Annotated in this window: 13 protein-coding genes; 12 read left to right on the forward strand and 1 reads right to left on the reverse strand. The window is 45.4% G+C overall.

Going from position 1 to position 18386, the window contains the following annotated elements; all coding sequences use genetic code 11:
* The first annotated feature begins 26 nt into the window (after positions 1-26).
* The 7 genes from KP814_RS04380 to KP814_RS04410 all read left to right on the forward strand — a co-directional run bounded on the left by KP814_RS04380 (position 27) and on the right by KP814_RS04410 (position 11445).
* Positions 27-1544 carry an XrtA system polysaccharide chain length determinant gene (locus KP814_RS04380; RefSeq protein ID WP_216735601.1) on the forward strand — a complete coding sequence of 506 codons (1518 nt, stop codon included), beginning with the start codon at positions 27-29 and terminating at the stop codon, positions 1542-1544.
* Positions 1541-2371 carry an XrtA-associated tyrosine autokinase gene (locus tag KP814_RS04385; protein WP_216735602.1) on the forward strand — a complete coding sequence of 277 codons (831 nt, stop codon included), beginning with the start codon at positions 1541-1543 and terminating at the stop codon, positions 2369-2371. Before KP814_RS04380 ends, KP814_RS04385 begins: the two co-directional genes overlap by 4 nt.
* A gap of 57 nt (positions 2372-2428) precedes the next feature.
* Positions 2429-3715, forward strand: a complete 1287-nt coding sequence (locus tag KP814_RS04390) for a hypothetical protein (RefSeq protein WP_216735603.1) — start codon at positions 2429-2431, stop codon at positions 3713-3715.
* A gap of 15 nt (positions 3716-3730) precedes the next feature.
* Entirely contained in the window at positions 3731-4597 is an 867-nt protein-coding gene (locus tag KP814_RS04395; protein ID WP_371824030.1) for an XrtA system polysaccharide deacetylase, read from the forward strand.
* 8 nt (positions 4598-4605) lie between these two features.
* A complete protein-coding gene (locus KP814_RS04400; RefSeq protein WP_216735605.1) occupies positions 4606-5976 on the forward strand; it encodes a FemAB family XrtA/PEP-CTERM system-associated protein in 1371 nt (456 codons plus the stop codon).
* Between the two features lie 90 nt (positions 5977-6066).
* Positions 6067-10314 (forward strand): non-ribosomal peptide synthetase, encoded by a 4248-nt coding sequence (locus tag KP814_RS04405; protein ID WP_216735606.1) that lies wholly within the window; start codon positions 6067-6069, stop codon positions 10312-10314.
* A 33-nt stretch (positions 10315-10347) separates the two neighbouring features.
* Complete coding sequence (locus KP814_RS04410; protein ID WP_216735607.1) at positions 10348-11445, forward strand: glycosyltransferase family 4 protein; 1098 nt, start codon at positions 10348-10350, stop codon at positions 11443-11445.
* Positions 11446-11536: 91 nt separating this feature from the next.
* Here the strand turns inward: KP814_RS04410 and KP814_RS04415 are convergent, their stop codons facing one another.
* Complete coding sequence (locus KP814_RS04415) at positions 11537-12721, reverse strand: ATP-grasp domain-containing protein (RefSeq protein WP_216735608.1); 1185 nt, start codon at positions 12719-12721, stop codon at positions 11537-11539.
* Positions 12722-12897: 176 nt separating this feature from the next.
* Here KP814_RS04415 and KP814_RS04420 point away from each other — a divergent pair, with 176 nt between their 5' ends.
* The 5 genes from KP814_RS04420 to KP814_RS04440 are packed head-to-tail and all read left to right on the forward strand — an operon-like array spanning position 12898 to position 18346.
* Positions 12898-13449: a hypothetical protein gene (locus KP814_RS04420; protein WP_216735609.1), complete on the forward strand. Its 552-nt coding sequence runs from the start codon at positions 12898-12900 to the stop codon at positions 13447-13449.
* Positions 13449-14783 (forward strand): O-antigen ligase, encoded by a 1335-nt coding sequence (locus tag KP814_RS04425; protein ID WP_216735610.1) that lies wholly within the window; start codon positions 13449-13451, stop codon positions 14781-14783. Before KP814_RS04420 ends, KP814_RS04425 begins: the two co-directional genes overlap by 1 nt.
* A complete protein-coding gene (locus KP814_RS04430) occupies positions 14770-16029 on the forward strand; it encodes a glycosyltransferase family 4 protein (protein ID WP_216735611.1) in 1260 nt (419 codons plus the stop codon). The genes KP814_RS04425 and KP814_RS04430 overlap by 14 nt, the downstream gene beginning before the upstream one ends.
* Positions 16030-16036: 7 nt before the next feature.
* Positions 16037-17494, forward strand: a complete 1458-nt coding sequence (locus KP814_RS04435) for a lipopolysaccharide biosynthesis protein (RefSeq protein WP_216735612.1) — start codon at positions 16037-16039, stop codon at positions 17492-17494.
* 3 nt (positions 17495-17497) lie between these two features.
* A complete protein-coding gene (locus KP814_RS04440; protein ID WP_216735613.1) occupies positions 17498-18346 on the forward strand; it encodes a sulfotransferase in 849 nt (282 codons plus the stop codon).
* Positions 18347-18386: the final 40 nt, after the last annotated feature.

Raw genomic sequence — 18386 nt, forward strand, 5'->3', positions numbered from 1 at the left:
TCTTATGACTATGCTGGTGCAATGATATGGCGGTTCCTTTAGATCAGCTACCAAAAGAAGCCTTCAGGGAGATTCGCTCCCGGAAATGGCTGTCGTTCTTTGTTTTTCTTGCTGTCAGCTTCGGAACGCTTGTCGTGGGCGCATTTTGGCCGCAGCAGTTTACGTCGCGTGGCGTTATCTATGTGGATGATCAGAACATTATCCGGCCATTGATGGAAGGCTCGGCACTGACCACAAAAGTTAAGGATCACGTCGCTTCCGTGGAAGAAGTCATGTTGTCGAGAAGAGTTCTGACGCGGCTCGCTGAAATGGAGGAAATTTGGGGTCCGGTTAAAACCGAAGCTGCGAAAGAAGGCATTATCAGCAAAATTAGAAATAATGTCGCCGTTAAGAAAACGGGAGCCCCCAACTTTATTGAGATCGAATATAAGGACTCAACTGCTCAACGAGTATTCGATGTTACTCGGGAGTTGAGTCAACTGTTTATTGATGAGACTGAAAGTAGTAAGCGGGAAGAAAGTCGTAACGCTTACGAGTTCGTGGATAAGCAGGTTAAAGCGTATCAAACGCAACTGCAGGCTTCTGAAGAGCGGCTGAAAAACTTCTTACAAGAGAATGTTGATGGTACTGCGGACACTGTTGGGTCTAGGATTTCCTCGCTTGAGCGTCAGCTTGAAGAGGCCGAATTGGGCATCAAGGAGGCTATTGCGCAAAGGGACGCTCTTCAGTCGCAACTTTCCGGTCAGTCTAAAATCGTTCGCAGAGAAGTAGCGGGAGACGCATACGAAACGCGAATCGAGGAGCTAAACAAGAAGCTGGATTCGCTTAGATTAATTTATCTAGATAGTTATCCAGATATTATCGCGCTCAAACAACAAATTGCGGAGCTGGAAAGACAGAGGTCCGAGGCTTTATCTAGCGGCGGCGGCTCTAGTTCTCGCTCAGAGTCTTCTTTTAACCCAATTTATCAAGAGTTGCAGAGTGAATTGTCTAAGGCTCTGGCGAATATTGACACGCTGAGAACGCGTCAAAGCTCTCTAACTGCCTTGTTGGAAAGAGAGCGTACCCGCATGCAGCGGATTCAGGAAAATGAGGCAAAAATCTCTGAGCTTACTCGGGATTATGAGGTCAACAAGAGCATATATGACGATCTGCTCAAAAGACGTGAGAAAGCACGCGTTTCAATGAGGCTTGACGTTGAAGGGCATGGCCTTAGCTATAAGATACATGAGGCCCCTGCGTACCCTTTGAAGCCTTCAGGCTTCACATTTCGGCACTTTGCAATGGTTGGCCTTTTTTTAGGCATGTTGGCCCCTTTCGGTCTGGCTATTGCATTTTGCCAAGTTGATCCAAGAGTGCGTACAGGATCTATTTTGCAGGAAAATACGGGTATCCCTGTGTTGGCGACCATCCCTTATATTTCCACTCCACTGGAACGGAGAATTGACCGGCGTCGTACGAAAGTCATCTTATTTTTGGCTGTGTTGAGTATTGGTGTCTATTTATTGTACGGGTGGATGCGTTATGCGGGAGTCGTCTTGTGAGTGATAAGCAGGAGAACACCAAAAATATCTATGATATTGATAAGGGCGTGACTCGACCTCAGGACCAGGCTCAGAATGCGTCTGCGGACAGAGTTTTAGTTCCGAGCTCTTTGGAGGTTAAATCAGGTAGCGTAGAGCGCTATGTTATTAGCAAGCAAATCGCCAAAATGAGAGAGCCCTCTCTCTTGTCGGTGGACGACCTGAATCAAAAGCGCATAATTCATCCAGAGTCTCCGGATCGCGCTATTATCGATAAGTTTAGGGAGCTTCGTACACGCCTGTTGGAAATCAGTAAGGGAAATAACTTTACCTTGGCTGTTACGGGTGTAACTGAAGGGTGTGGAGCTTCCTTTGCGGCTGTAAATTTAGCTGCCGCATTTGCGTTGGATAGCAGTAAGACGGCATTGGTTATAGACTGCAACTTGAGGGAGCCCTCGTTGCACAATATTCTCGATCTTATGCCAGATCTGGGCGTTACTGACTTTATTGAAGACCCGGATATGGATATAGCGTCGGTAATATATCCGACGGGAATCAAAAGACTGCGGCTGATTCCAGCCGGTAGTAGAAGAGAATCTTCAGGAGAATTCTTTACTTCTTTTCGCATGAGGCAGTTTCTGCACTCGTTAAGAAAGCGTTACCCTGATCGCTTTATTATTCTGGACACACCTTCGATTGCAGTGTCGCCAGATGCGCGGATCATTTCCGAGCTGTGTGATTTGACATTGGTTGTCGTACCTCATGGAAGGGTTACAGAAAGTCAGATTGTATCCGCTGTGTCGTCGATTCCTTCGCAGAAATGCGCTGGAGTCCTAATAAATGGCTAATTTGGGCCTAAGAAATCTGTCTTATTTCATGTAACTACCATAAGGACCTGTCCCTTCATGGATTACCTTGTTCCATTTAAGAAAAAGCCAACGCTCTTTGCTCTGGTTGGCGTAAACCTATTGTGCGCGCCGTTGGCCCTTCGTGCGGAGCCTCTGGAGGTTCGTCTTAGCGCCACGCAAGAATACTCAGATAATGTTACGAAGACTAAAGAAAAAAAAGATGACACCCTAACTAAAGTAGGGATCAATTTGGGTCAAACTCTTTCAAAAGGAGTGTATTCAAGTTCGTTATCAGCTGACTTTGGTTTTGAGCACTATTGGGGGGACACATTTGGCGATGAGGTCACTACTGAAGCCACCTATAGTGGCAAATATAACTTTTCCCCTGCGCTTTCATGGTCTCTTAAAGACGAGCTTACCGAAACTGTCCTGAATAGCAGTACACCGACCACGCCGGATTCAAGAGTGCGTAAGAATGTTCTTACTACTGGCCCAAGTTATCGAGTTGCGATGACCTCAGAGGACGACTTGGTTTTAGGCGCTAATTACAAACAAATCGACTTTGATAGCAATACCGCCGTTGATAGCAAGAGACAAACGGCGACGGCTGATTATATACACCGCTTCGCCAGTGCACTGACGTTTACCTGGAGTAACAGTGGTGAGTGGGCAAAGTTAGATAATGATACTGACCTTGAAACACTGGAGTCTGAGGTACGTTTTAGTAAGCAATATAATGATCTTACTACTAGTTTGGCGGTTGGTTTTACCAAGCTGAAAAGTGAGCGCGCTAACGTTACCAATGAGTCAGAAGATGTTACAGGCTCATTTAATGCCAATTATCAAGCTACTGCGGCTTTAGGGCTTTTTTATTCTTACAAACGTACACTGACTGATAGTGCTTCAGAAACTGTTTTTCAGGTTTTTGAAAGACCTATATCGTTTGGTTCCAGTGACAGCGTTCTATTGCAGGAGCATGTTGCTGGAGCAAATTATAGTCCGAATGCCAGAGATACTTTTCAGTTGTCAGGAGTTAGCAGTACAGAAGACAACGAAGGTGCTGGCTTTGAAGATAAAGAACACTCTTTGTCCGTTAGTTGGTCTCATAAAATCAACTCTAAATGGAGTTGGTTTGCTTCGTCGGAGTATACAAATAAAGAGGTTGGCGCTCGCAACGCGGACGAAGACTCGTATGACCATACACTTAGGTTAAACCATAAATGGTTTAAAAATTTCAGCTCTCGATACTACGCGGAGTATGAAGTTAAAGACTCTTCGGATGGAGTAAATGAATTCGATGCGCTGACGGTTGGAGTCGGCGTCGACTACGTCCCCAACTTTTAATCATTCAGCATACAGGTGGTTGTCTTGCAGAACGCCTTGACTATAGATGTAGAGGACTATTTCCACGTTGCAGCGCTAGCGGAATCAATCGGCGTTGATGAGTGGACGAGTCGGGAGTGTCGCGTTGAAAAAAATACGCGAGACTTGCTCGAGTTGTTTGATAAGAAAGGTGTAAAAGGCACTTTTTTTGTTTTGGGCTGGGTGGCGGAAAGATATCCTCATATTGTCACGGAGATTCATCAGGCGGGTCACGAAGTGGCGTCACACGGCTACAGCCACCAATTGGTTTATTCGCAGACTCCTGAAGTATTCAGGGAAGAAACCGCTAAATCCAAAGATATTCTGGAGAATATCATCCAGCAGCCAGTGGAAGGGTATAGGGCGGCAAGTTACTCAATAACAGCTAAGTCCAAGTGGGCGTTGGATATTTTGTGTGATTTAGGATTTAAGTGGGACTCAAGTATTTTTCCGGTAAGGCATGACCGCTATGGGATGCCGAACACGCCGGAAGACCCTTATCTTCTACAAGCGCCAAATGGCAAACAGATTGTGGAGTTTCCCTTAACTACTTGCCCTATTGGCAAATACAGGCTTCCTATCGCTGGCGGCGGCTATTTCAGGTTGTTTCCCTATTGGCTTACGCGTTGGGGGTTAGGGCGGGTCAATAGATTGGGTCGCAGTTTTATTTTTTACTTGCATCCATGGGAAATTGATCCGAAGCAGCCTCGAGTCAAGGCCAGCATGTTGTCGACATTTAGGCATTACAACAATCTGGATGTTTGCTTTTCCAGGTTAGAGGCGTTGCTCGATGACTTTTCCTTTACTACGGTTTCAGACGTGCTCAGGTCTCAGTCTATAGACTCTGCTCCAGTTGCGGTTTAACGCCTTTTATGAATGATGCTAACAATCTAGACAGCCTGAAGTTAAGGGAAGACCAGCTTAAGGCACGCAAGGGCGAACTGTCGCGCTTAATTGGCGAGGCTAAGAAAAATGGCTCCGATGCGGGTGAGCTCATTGTTGAAATGGGGGTAGTATCAGCCGAGTTTAAGGAAGTAACGGGTAAGATTAAGGATTTTAAGAAGGCGCAGCGCCAGCCGGTCGGACAATCGAGCGATGTGCTTTCGGATGGTCCGCCAGATAAGGCTAAGCAGGCGGAGAAGCTGCAACAGATTGTTGAGGAAGTCTCTTCTGCGCCTCAGATCTTAGGTCTCGCAGTCAAAGCATTTCGCGTCGTGGAAGTTGACTCCGAACCAGGTTTGCGAGCGTCTTGGGAGGAATACGTCGACCAACATCTACAGGCTTCCCCGTACCACAAGTTATGGGTGAAATCTTTTGTCGAGTCGGTGTATGGCCATCCATGTCGATTTATTTGTGCGCTTGATGAATCGAATAGAGTCGTCGGTATTCTGCCTCTTACTCAATTGAATAGCCGCCTATTTGGAAACTTTATTGTTTCTGCGCCGTATTTTAACTATGGCGGAATTCTGGCTGACAGCAAACAGGTCGCACAAATGCTGCTCGCCGATGCAGTACGTTGGCGCGATCAGGTGGGAGCAAGTCACATTGAGCTGAGACATTTGACGACATCCAATCTGGGATTGCCGCAACGTACTGAGAAGCTGACATTCTGGCTTGCGTTGCCAGAGCGAGAAGAAGAATTGTGGTTAAGCTTCAAGCCCAAAACTCGAGCGCAAATTAAGCGTCCTCAAAAGGAAGGTGCGGAAATCACTATCGGCGGCGCCGAGTTGTTGAATGACTTCTATGCTGTTTTCGCAAGGAATATGAGGGATCTTGGTACGCCAGTTTATGGGAAAAACTTTTTTCATGGTTTCCTTAGCTCATACGGAGAATCTGCTAGAGTTGTCATAGGCAGGTTAAATAAGACTGTAGTTGCATGCGCAATTGTAATTGGCTACGGGCGTCGCATGGAAATTCCCTGGGCTTCTACGTTGCAGGAAGCTAACAGCTCTGGAATTAATATGCTGATGTACTGGGAAATACTCAAATTCAGCATTCATCAGAAGTATCAGATATTTGATTTTGGGCGCTGCACTGAAGGTAGCGGCACCTATAAGTTTAAACAGCAGTGGGGGGCGACTCCTGTCAGGTTGCATTGGGATTACGGCTTGGCGGAAGGTAGGGACGCGCCCAAATTGAACCCGGATAATCCGAAGTTCAAGTTGGTTATAGCAGTTTGGAAGAGGCTTCCTGTTTGGCTTACTAATACAGTGGGCCCGTTGCTGGTTAAGTACTTGCCATAGGCGGTTGATAGGCTTATCCGCCGCGTCGAACCTAAACTGCAGAGTAAAGTAATGAGTAGCACTCTTGGGAATAGAGGGTGGAGGCGAGAGTTGTTTGCCGCCGCCAGGCAAAAAGAGTGGGGGTTGCCGGAAGCTCTAATTGCTGCAGCCGAGCGCTTCCCTGACTGTAGCGCAGTCAAGTCTGAAGATGGTCAATTCACATATTTAGAGTTACTAAGTCACTCCTTGCTCGTGGCGGAGCGCCTCAAGATCTTGGGCGTAAAGTCAGGCGATAGGGTGGCTGTATGTGTTAATCGAGACCATTACCTTTCTGCTCTGCTTTTGGGAGTAGGGATGTTAGGCGCTGCTTATGTCCCTGTGGACCCCGCTTTCCCTGCTGAGAGAATTGCAATTATCCTTGAAGACGCGGATGTATCGGCCGCTATCTATGAACCCTCTACGCAACCTCTGGTTGGAAGTACGCAAAATGTACTTTTGCTTGATAGATATGACCTGAACCCGCCGGGAGACGCTCTGCGTTCTTTTGATGAACTTAGAAGTGAATATCTGCGCATTTCTGAACGCCGAACCAATACGGCGGAATTGCTTGCTTATATTATTTTTACATCAGGCTCCACTGGAAGGCCTAAAGGCGTCCCAATTACGCATCGGGCGGCGATAAACTTTTTATATGGCGTCGACGATAAGATCGGAACGCAAGATGGCGACCGGTTTCTTGGTCTAACCACGATATCTTTTGATATCTCCGTGTTGGAGCTATTTCTTCCCATAGTTTTGGGGGGCTGCGTATATGTTTGTAAGAAAGGGGATGCGCTTTCTCCAGATCGACTGGCTGCAATAATCGAAGATAATCGCATCAACGTCTTGCAGGCCACGCCAGCTACCTGGCGGTTAATGTTGGAGCTGGGCTGGAAGCCGAATCAAGATCAGAAAATATTATGTGGAGGCGAAGCCTTCCCGTCAGACTTGGCCGCAAAGCTGCTCAGCAGCGCTGGTGAAGTCTGGAATATGTATGGTCCAACAGAAGCCACAGTTTGGGTAACTAGCCATAAGGTTAGCTCAGAAGACATCGAGGCTGGCTTTATACCCTTAGGCGAACCATACGCTAATATCGAGTTACGTGTCGTTAATGAGAGCTTGCAGCCAGTTTGCACCGGCGGCTCAGGGGAGCTGTTAATCGGCGGAGAGTGTCTATCGCCAGGTTACTTTCGACGCCCTGAATTAAATTCTGATCGATTTATATCTTTGGTTGAAAATGGTCAAACCAAAGCTTTTTATCGCACAGGGGACTTGGTCGAGCAGAGGCAAAATGGGCGTCTGCGTTATCTGGATCGCCTTGATAATCAAGTAAAGATACGCGGTTTTCGAATTGAATTGGGAGAGATTGAGGCCGCTTTGCAGCAGATCCCGGGAATCGCGGATGCAGCTGTTGTCGCCGTATCTAATGCGGTAGGCGATAACGTCCTGGTAGGTTGTGTTCGGTTTGCCGGCGAAAAGCTTGCTTTTCCAGTTATTGAAAAAGATCTGCGGAATACGCTGCCGTTTTATATGACGCCGGGATTGTGGCGAGTCTATGAAAGCTTTCCTCAGACGCCTAACAAAAAGATAGATAAAAAAGCGCTAAAAAAGGACGTTGAAGCGAGTCTATCGACGGCTGATGGCGTCGAGGCAAGCTTTGCCACAGATACGGAGCTTAGGCTTGCGAAAGTATGGGGGGCTGTTTTAGGCGCCGAGCCTAAAAGTCCCTATGACCATTTTAATGAATTGGGGGGGCATTCGTTGGCCTCTGCTCGTCTCTCGGTGGAGATTGAGAAAGAGTTTGGCAAATTCCTAAGCATTAATCTTTTGATCGCTCATCCACTCTTCATGGAGCAGTGTGAATTAGTCGCCTCTTTCTCCGAAGATGGTAATAGGCTGGACGAGTCGGCAAATAACGATAGAAGCTTGACCGATGGACAGAAACGTATTTGGTTTATATGTCAGTTGGCAGGCTCCAGTAGTGTTTTCAACGAGTCTGAGGCATTCATGCTGGAGGGCGTCTGGGAAGTTGATCAGTTAAAGCTTGCGATAGATGCCTTAATGAAAGCTACGCCAGCGATAAGGCTGCATTTAAATGTTGATGATTTGAGCTGGGAGTTGCGCGAAGAGCCTGAGACGCCGTTGGAGGTTCGGGATTTATATTGGGATTCAGGCGCTCTTGATGCCTACCTACATCAGGAGGCGAAAAGGGAGTTTAACTTTAGTGAGGAGTTATTAGTCCGCTTTGTAGCCTATGAGGCTGATGGAAAACTGATCGCAATACAGATGATTACCCATCATATTTTATTGGATGGAGTCTCTCAATTGCTGGTATGGAATCGGTTATTTGATTTATACGAACAATTGATAGGGGGGGCGGACTTTAAAGCTCAGCCGGCAGTGGGGTGGGATGGCGTCAATTTGGCGAGAGGTGGAGATGATTTACGAGAAAGTGTGGACTTCTGGAGGCAGGAGTTAAAAGGGCGCTTGCCAGCCTTAAGTCTCCCAACAGACTATCCACGACCGGAATATTTTGATTTTAAGGGACGACAATATTCTGCGCTTCTCGGTGAGGATGTTGCGAAGCGTTTAATTGCCGCTGCTCACTTAGTTCGCACCAGGCCCTTTGTTATATTGGTTTGCGCCTATGCGGCATGGTTGAAAAGAGCTTCTGGTGGAGAAGATATAGTACTAGGCACAGCTACAAGCGGTAGAGACTCCAAGGCGGGGCTCCATGATGCGATAGGCATGTTCTTTAATACGATACCGCTCAGGCTGTATAAACAGGAAAAGAGTCTTTTTGAGCAAGTTAAGTATGTTGAGCAAACTCTAAATCAGGCGCTCCTGCATGGTGAGCTGTCGTTCGATAAAATAGTTTCTGCGGCGCATGCTGATCGAGACCCATCCAGGCCGACCCTGGCTCAGGCTTATATTACGTTTAATGACTTTTCTCAACGTAAAAGGGCGGTAAAAAATGCTGGCGCTCTGCGGCCGCTTCATGTTGATGCTGGCTATACCCAAGGTGAGATATTTCTATTTGTAGACTTTGATGGAAGGGATTTTACGTTCAGATTCCAGACCAGCACGGCGCTTTTCACCGAGCAAACCTCAAAATTCATGATCTCCGACTTTACTCATACACTCACCAACTTGATAGATAGTTTGGAAGCAGGTAAGTCCGAACTGAAGCTAGAAGGACAAGCTGGCTACATAGCTAGTAAGGCTTCTCCGGCGGAAGGCTTTGATCCAGACAAGTTGGCGACCGACCTGATGGTGAACGAAGCTCTGTTAGAAAAAGTAATTGGAGTATGGAAAGAGGTTTTGGAGCTAAACAGTCTTGATGCAGATGCTAACTTCTTTGAAGTTGGCGGTCATTCTATAAAGGCGCTACAGATTTTTGACCAGTTGCATCGGAAATGTGGAATTAATGCGCCTTTAGCGCTGCTGTTTAAAGCGCCAACGCCAAAGTCTCTGGCGAAAGAGTTGGGGCGCATTTTGGTGGCGAATGATAATGCCCAAGAGGTTGATGCATACTCTCCGTCGCAGGAAGGAGAGGGCGCCCACTGGCGTAATATTGTCACGTTGTCGCCTGGAGGGGCGAAAACGCCACTGATATGTGTTCACCCTATTGGCGGGAATGTGCTGGCGTACAAGGCGTTGATTGATTTTGAAGGACTGAATCGACCGGTATATGGAATACAGTCGACAGGACTGGATGGCGCTAGTAAGCCATTCGAGTCTATTTTGGAAATGGCGGCGTATTATGCAGTCCAGGTAGAACAAACGTTTGCTAAAAAGCATGTTTGTCTCTTGGGGGGCTCTATGGGGGGAACTATAGCTATAGAATTGGCCAATGAACTTTTGGCTAAAGGCTTTAAAGTTGATTGGGTTATCCTGCTTGATACGATTGGTCCGTTGGCAAAAAATGAGCGTGAGAGTGCAGAGGTAGATAGGCGTGGCTTTTGGGAGAAGGCGATGCAAAGTTTTTCTGCGCGATCTAAATATTATCTTCAGGTGGCTAAGCTAAGTCTCTATCGCGCCTTTAATCTTCGCTTGCCTCAAACATTGAGAATCTTCGACGTTCGTAGGGCTAATAGAATCGCCATGGATAGACACCACGAACGAACCTATGGCGGCAGCGTGATTTTGCTGCGTTTGCCAATGGAAAAAGCGGGGGCGTACAGTTTTCCATGGTTGGGTTGGGAGAGGCATCTTACGGGGAGAGTCGAGGTAGAAACGGTGGACGCGGAGCACGCTCAGTTTCTGGAGTCAGATGAAGCAAAACGTGTGCTCGCTGGCTTTCTTCGTGAGCAAGAATAAAGTGTCGAGAGGATTGGTTGGTAACTAACTTATATGAAGAACGTATTGCATTTAATCGACACCACTGGTCCTGGCGGCGCAGAGACTGTTTTCATCCAATTATTGAGAAATTTGTCCAAAGACAAATATCGACACTACGTTATTCTGCGTGGAGATGGATGGGTTGCGGATCAAGTCCGAGAGTCGGGCCTGGAGCCTGTATTTATCGACTCTAAAGGGAGCTTTAATCTTGGTTATGCTTGGGCGCTGGTGAAATTTGTCCGATCAATGAAGATAGATGTGATCCATGCGCACTTAATGGGATCGAATGTATATGGTGCTCTTGTCGCCATGCTTACGCGGAAGCCGATGATAGCCACATTTCATGGAGGTGTTGATGTGGCGAAGCAGGAAAGGTTGTTGAATCTGAAGTTTAAGTTAATAAGCCTAGGGGCGGACTCTATCGTTTCTGTATCGAAGAAGCTGGAAGAAGAGTTAAAGCAAAGAGGGGAGCTTGAGAGTAGTAAGTTAAAGCTCATCTACAATGGTGTTGATCCTGGGCTCTTTTCGCGGCGAGGCGGGACGCTGAAGAGCGAGCTTGGCTTGCCTGACGGCGCGATTGTTGTGCTTTCCGTGGGTAATATACGCCCCGCAAAAGGCTATGAGCATTTGGTGGATGCTGCCGCCAAGATGAAGGGGGCCCAGGAGTACCACTTTGTCGTTGTAGGGGATCAGAAAAAGAGTCTCTATGAGGAGCTGTTGAGGCGAGTTGAGTCCCATGGCGGAGTGCCTAATCTGCACTTTCTTGGCTTTCGTTCAGATGTAAAGGATTTACTGGGGCAAGCGGATATCTTTCTTTTAACTTCTATAAGTGAAGGGTTTTCCATAGCGACAGTTGAAGCCATGATGGCAGGTTTGACAGTTGTCGCGACTCGAAGTGGTGGGCCAGAGGAAATCATTGAAGATGAGGTTTCAGGCCAATTGATTCCCGTAGGAGACTCGGAAGCAGTTAAAACGGCTTTGCTCAAGCTCAGGGATAAAGAGTATGCGGATAAATTGCGTCAGGCGGCGTTAAGCTCTGCAAAAGAGAGGTTTTCTCTAGTAAACATGGTGCGAGACTATGAGGGCCTATACGACAAACTCACTGCATAGTCTTCCTAGAGGAGCTTTGCAATAGCGGTCTTGCCCAGTCTTAAGACTGGGCAAGATGAATGTGCGATGTTCTCAGTACTTTGGCGAAGTTTTAGCTACGTAAATCGCGTAAGTATTTCTTTAGTTCAAATATAAATGGCTTGAAATCGGATAGTCTGTTGACTTCATGCTTGGTTCTGCCATTGGGAAGAAAAAAGCGAAGTAATTCAAGCAACTTTCGTCCTATTGAATATTGGCGAGATGGGGACTTTAAAACTAGGTACAGGCGATCCAGGTCGCCAAGCAGCCAACGCATTTTTTGCCCAACTACGAATGAGTCGACAGGAGTGGCGGCGCCGTTTACAAAGGAAGTTAGAAGGAGATAAGGGAAATCTACGCCGGAATCGATGGCGAGTTGGAGAGAGCCCCAAAATCGGGGGTTGATTTCCATAAGGTATGGCGTGCCATCATCCGCTACCTTGAATTCCACCATCGCTACGCCATTCCAATTTGCATGATGGAGTAAGGTGTCAGAAATTTGCTTCATGCGAGAGTCAACTTCTTTTGACTCGCAAAGCACGCTGACGCCTCCAGATGGGGGTTTCTCTCTAAGTCTGCGGTGGGAAAAGTGGCAAACAGGGCTTCCTTGGGAATAAAGAGCGAATAAGCCCTGACCCTCTCCTTTAATGTAAGACTGAATCATGAAGGGATAATCACGGAAATAGCGCTTTTTGAGTGCCTCCTCGGCCTCAGCTCGGGAGTGAACGATGATTACAGTAGTGCTGATAATTTCTCGATCCGTAAGAATGCGCGACTTAAAAGGCTTTAATACGATAGGGTACTCCGTAATGTCGGATAATACGCTCTGCGCTTGCTCTATACTTTCAATATACTGAGTGTGTGGAGTTGGTAGCCCTAGAGACTGGGCAAGCTGAAACAAGCGATTTTTGTTGGCCAAATGCTCTATCGACTCCGCTTCTGAAAATGGCAGAATTAAGCCTTTTGGCAACTTCTCTCTGTTTTCCAGGATGACATAAGTCGAGGCTTCAGTAACGGGCAGAAGGAAGTTGATCTGCTTCTCGGATATTATTTTCAAAATATCGTTAAAGAAGTTAGCTGGCTTGGTGTAAGGGGAGGCGTACACCTCCTTGTCTAGTGAGAAGCGGGAGGCTCCTGCCAGCGTTTCGAGGCTTTCATCTGCGGTCATGACCCAAATGCCTTGGGCGCCTAAAGAGCGGGTGGCGGCGAGAGCGGAGCGTTGATTGGCGTCTAGTATTAGGGCGCGAATGTTGGTCATTGTGAGTCAGTCACTTAGAAATTGAGTAAGGTTTCGTTGCTGAAATGCCAGTGATAGTAATTGGGTATGTGTTGAACTGTCAAAAGTTGTCCACTGTGGTTTGAATAACCACGCACAGTCTCTATAATCGCGCTCGTGGAGCTAAATGCGCCCGGCGTTAGAAGAAGGTGAATCATTTGGGTAAGCTAAAAAAACTATTGAAGTATATGACTGAATATCTTTGTATGATGGTGGGGTTATATAAAAGGTACTCGAATATTCCTTCTGGATTTTCTCCAAAACGAATAATTTTTATCTGCAAAGGGAATGTATGCCGTAGTGTATATGCAGAAGCTTATTTGAAAGATATTTTGTCAAAAAATGATTCTTCTGGCAGGGTCGAAATTATAAGTTGTGGTCTGGCTACTGATGGCGACACCCCTGCTAATCCAACCGCCAAAGATGTCGCCGCCAACAGAGGGGTTAATCTTCAAGGGCACAAAAGCACTCGGATTCAGGATGTAGCGCTGAGAGATAGTGATTTGCTGGTGGTGATGGAGCCATACATGGTGAAAGCACTACAGCCTTATCAAAAGAGTGGTGGCGAATCTCAAATTATAATTCTGGGAATGTTAGGCGAAAATAGAACGCCGAACATTCCAGACCCTTACGGTAAGGAAGTGCCAGTTTTTAACGAGGTCTTCGACACAATTGAGTTGAAGCTCGCTATTCTGCAGAAAAGCTTGTAATGAATTTTCCTCAGCTTGAGAGCCCTGGTGGCGCTTTCCCTAAAAAGAAAGTGGAGACTTCCATAGACTCGGACATGGAAAGGCTCTACTCCATGGACTTAAAGTACTATTACCATACTATTCGGGCGGAAGGGATCGCTTTTATTGGTATTTGTGGTTACTTGTTTTTTGAATATGTTCGACCTCAGTCTATATACGACTGGTTAGATATTCTACCTTGGGTTCCGTTATGCCTATTGACCGCTATCATGGGGCTTCTTCTATTTGAGAAAAAGAAGATAAAGACCGCGCATCCTTTAAATAAGCTAATGGTCACTTATCTGGCTGTGGTTTTGTTATCATCCGTCTTTTCTCAATACTCATCTGTTTCTTTTGATAACTTATGGAAGTTTAGTGATTGGTTTATTATATATTTTCTTATTGTTAAAATAGTTAATACGCCAAAGAGATTTTTTATATTTTTCCTATCGTATCTTATATATTCCTTGAAAATGTCTCAACATGGCTTTATAAGCTGGGCCTCCAGAGGGTTTGGCTTTGCTAGCTGGGGTGTAACGGGGGCGCCAGGCTGGTTTCATAATAGTGGTGAAGTCGGCATTCAGATGGCGATATACGTTCCACTCGCAGTGGCCTTTATTATGGCGCTTAAGGGGCACTGGAATAAAGTGTGGAAGTTTATTTTCTACTTCATGCCCTTTAGTGGAACTGCAACCATCATAGCTTCATCTTCTCGTGGAGCATTGGTTGGGTTGGCCGCCAGTGGACTTATGGCTCTGAGCAAAACGAAATATCTAATACGAACGCTCGTGGCGGTTTCGATTTTGGGTAGTATTATATGGTACTTTGTTCCTGATGAATCAAAAGCAAGGTTCCAGTCCTCCGGCGAAGATAAAACGTCGCTACACCGAATGGAACGGTGGCGACATGGTTGGGAGACGTTAAATAATTACCCTCTCCTGGGGGTTGGGCATGATGCGTGGACTACTTTCTACCCAAGAAACTTTACTCCAGAAGAGAAGGGAAGTAAGTTAGTCCATAATATATTTGTTCAATGTGGAAGCGAGTTAGGTTATTCGGGGCTTCTTGTTTTATTTTTGCTTCTTTTTACTTCCTTTAAAACAAATAGGACTGTCAGAAAGCAAGCGGACAAATATGATGATAAATTCTATTACTACTTAAGCTATGGCATGGACCTAGGTTTGGTCGGCTTACTGATAAGCGCTTCATTTGTGACTGTTCTTTACTATCCTTTCCTCTGGATTCATTTTGCACTCACATCAACAATGCATAATTCATGGAATGTCAAGGTGAAATTAAAAAATGAGCGCAAGTGATGTTGTCGACTCCCATCTCGTTGGAGGGAAAAACGTTCTTTTGGTTGATCAAGGGGTATCATTCGGCGGCGCTTTAGTAGTATTGGTCTCCATTGTAAAAAATTTGAAGTCTGGGTATAACCCAACTATTGTTTCGGCAATTGATGGCGACATATCCAAGTGGATTGATATTGGTGGCGATTTTGAGGTTTTGTCGCGTAAACCTGCATTTACATATGTGAATAGATTCAGTGCATATGAAAAGATACGGAAAATTAGGTCGAGGGTTGTTAGAAAGTTAAGTGTATATATGCTCTCGATTTATGAGTTTTTTGTGAATCTAAGGTATGTCCTGGATTTGTGTGAAATTATAAAGAAGAGAAAAATAGACGTTGTACATATAAATAATAGCGTTTATGTGCTGATGGCGGCTGCAATAACTGGCACTCCGTGTGTTTGGCATATACATGGCGTGGTTGAAGAAAAGCGATCTTTTCTACACAGGCTCTTAGAACCAAGCGTTTCATGTTATTTGGCTATCTCTAATTATGTAAGTGATTCGGCAGCGAAGCATGGTTATCCTAAAGGCAAACTGGTGACTGTTTGGAATCCTGTTGGTGACCAGTTTATTGAGGAAGGCTGTACTTTAAGTAATGAAAGCCGAAACTCAGACTTGCGTGAGCGGTATGAGTTAGCCGGAAATGCCTTTTTAATTGCTGTATTTGGTCGAATAATCGAATGGAAAGGGCAGCTTGAGGCGGTTAAAGCATTTGCTGAGGCCAAGCTGGGGGATGAGGTATATTTGGTCCTGGTAGGGGGCTCAACCGAGGGGTTTGGTGATGCCTATCTTGAAGAAATCAAGAAGCAGGCGAAATTACTTGGAGTTGAGAAGAATATAATCTGGGCTGGATTTGTTCGTGATGTTCATGAGGTATACAAGGATGTGGATCTGGTGCTTCACTCTTCCATAGAGCCAGAGCCCTTTGGACTTGTTGTCACAGAAGCAATGGCTTCAGGCGTACCAATTATCGCCTCCAAACTAGGCGCTCCAGAGGAGTTGGTCGATGATGGGGTCACAGGGCTTTTGGTTGACCCTAGAAACTCGACCGAGTTTTCAACGGCGATTCAGAAAGTGGTCATGGATGCGGCATTCAGGAAGCTAATAACTCAGAGCGCTAAAATAAGCGTTAAAGAAAACTTCTTGCCAAAGCAATATGCTGATCGTATGTGTGAGATATACGATCAGGCTATTTCACCTGAGAAATAAATAAAAGATGTCATCCTCAAAAGTTAAGAAGTTATTTAGTGACTCTTTGATATATGGCGTTGCAATAATTGCTCGCTCTTTATCTAGTATTATCTTGCTGCCTCTTTATACAAGGTATTTATCTACAGAGGGGTATGGAGTTATAGAGCTCTTATCGATGACGGTAGATTTTGCCGCTATATTTTTTGGCGCAAGAGTTGGGCAGTCCTTTCTAAGATATTATGGCCTTGCCAGTAATGAAAAAGAAAAAAGTGAGGTGTTTTCAACCTCGTTCTCTCTGCTGAGCTTTACGCACCTTGTTGGCGCAGTACTACTTATTGTTTTTTCCACATCAATAGGAGCGCTATTATTTGGTGGGCAGGAATACCATGCCGTTCTAGTTGTTTTTTCGTTGAATTTGCTTTTTGGAGGTATGTCTGAAATACCTCTTGCTTGGCTGCGTGCTAACGGTAAAGCGGCGAGTGTCCTATTTTTTTCTTTAGCTAAGCTAGTGTTACAAATTTCTCTTTGCGTTGGACTTCTAGTGTACCTTGAATGGGGGGTTATGGGAGCTGCGTTAGCCTCTGTTTTGGCGCAGGGAACTGTTGCGGTTCTCCTTACTCTGTACTGTATCAAGAGCAACAAAATTATTTTGTCTAAGGAGATGGCTAAAAAATTGGTGGGATTTAGTTGGCCAATTATACTCGCCGCGGTCAGTATGTTCTTTATTACATACGGTGACAGGTTTTTTATAAGAACATATTTGACCTTGTCTGATGTTGGGATATATGCGCTGGCCTACAAGTTTGGTTTTATATTATATGCAATTGGTTGGCAGCCATTTCAGTCAATGTGGGAGGCTGAAAGATATCGTATATACAAGGAGGAAAGTCAGCACTATTTGTTTCCCGCAATATTCAGTTTTATGTCAGTGCTCTTGGTTTTTATGGCCTTTGGTTTATCTATATGGATAGGTTACTTTTTACAGCTCATGTCTGACCAGGAGTTTTGGCCTGCTGCCGAATATGTTCCAGTGATTATTTTGGGTTATGTTTTCTTATCTTGGACAGGGTATTGTAATTTGGGGATATTTACCTCTGGCAACACCAAGGTATTTGGTGTTAGCTCCATGTTTACCGCGTTGTTTTGTTTGGTTGCCTATTGGTTGGCTATTCCATCATATGGCTTGATGGGGGCGGCCGTGGTTACAGCTATAGCTTTCTTTGTTCGCTTCTTTGTTATACATAAGTTAGCGAAAGCGAGATTTAATATGAAGCTTAACTGGTACCCAGCAGTTAGCTCCTTGTGTTTGGCTTCTGTTCTTTTTTGGGTTAATGAGATCGGAGTGATTAATACAGGTAATTTGTTCTTGTCTAATGTGTTAGTTTGCTTCCTGTTCTTAATAATGCTCTTTGTTCTGAAAATTGTGAAAGTTTCGGATTTGAAAACTGTGTACTCAACTGTGGCGAAGAAGGCGGGCGCGTGATTTATGGCTAAAGCAAACTTATTTTTAATTGGCGCTATGAAATCAGGCTCTACCACTCTGCATGACTATTTAGCGCAACACCCACAAATTTTCATGTCGGAGGAAAAGGAGCCAGGGTTCTTTGTGCCAGAGCTTTGGGGGCGACGTGATGACAGTGAGTATTCGGCTTTATTTGCGAGAGCTCGAGAAGAAAGATACATCGGGGAGTCGAGTACGCACTATACAAAGCTTCCTAGGTTTCAAGGGGTTGTAGAGAGAATAAAGGACTATAATTCTAATGCTAAGTTTATATACATAATGCGAAACCCTATTGAGAGAACCATTAGTCATTATTTCCACTCCGTAAGGAACTTAAAAGGAGCCGGAGAAACTAGAGATATTTTCTCTGCAATTAAGGAAGATCCAAACTATATAGCTTATTCAGACTATGCGTATCAGCTGGCGCCTTATTATGCCGCCTTTGGCAAAGAGAGTGTATATACGCTTGTTTTTGAGGAATTCAAGGAAGACGTTTTTTCCGGGCTGAGCCAGCTATACCAATGGCTTGATGTCGATATGGTAGAGCCAAAGGAAAATCTGGTTTCCAATAAGGCTCCAGAAGTGTATGTGAAGGCTAAAGGAAAAGGGTATTTGAATAAACTAAGGCATAGCGAAGTGTGGGATAAGGTGTCTCCCCTGATTCCTAAGGCTCTCAAGAAGTTTGGTAATCAGTTGTCAGAAGAGGTGAGTGCTGAAAAATTGTCGAGTCAGGAGCGTGATGAAGTCTATAAGCTGCTAACCCCAATATTTAAAGAAAAGCTTTTGGAGTTAGAGAAAGTGACGGGGCGTGATTATTCTATTTGGTCACTGTAAAGAACTGAGCACTAACATGGAGTCTATGTTAGTGCTCAAA

The sequence above is a fragment of the Hahella sp. HN01 genome (assembly GCF_018986435.1).
GTDB lineage: Bacteria > Pseudomonadota > Gammaproteobacteria > Pseudomonadales > Oleiphilaceae > Hahella.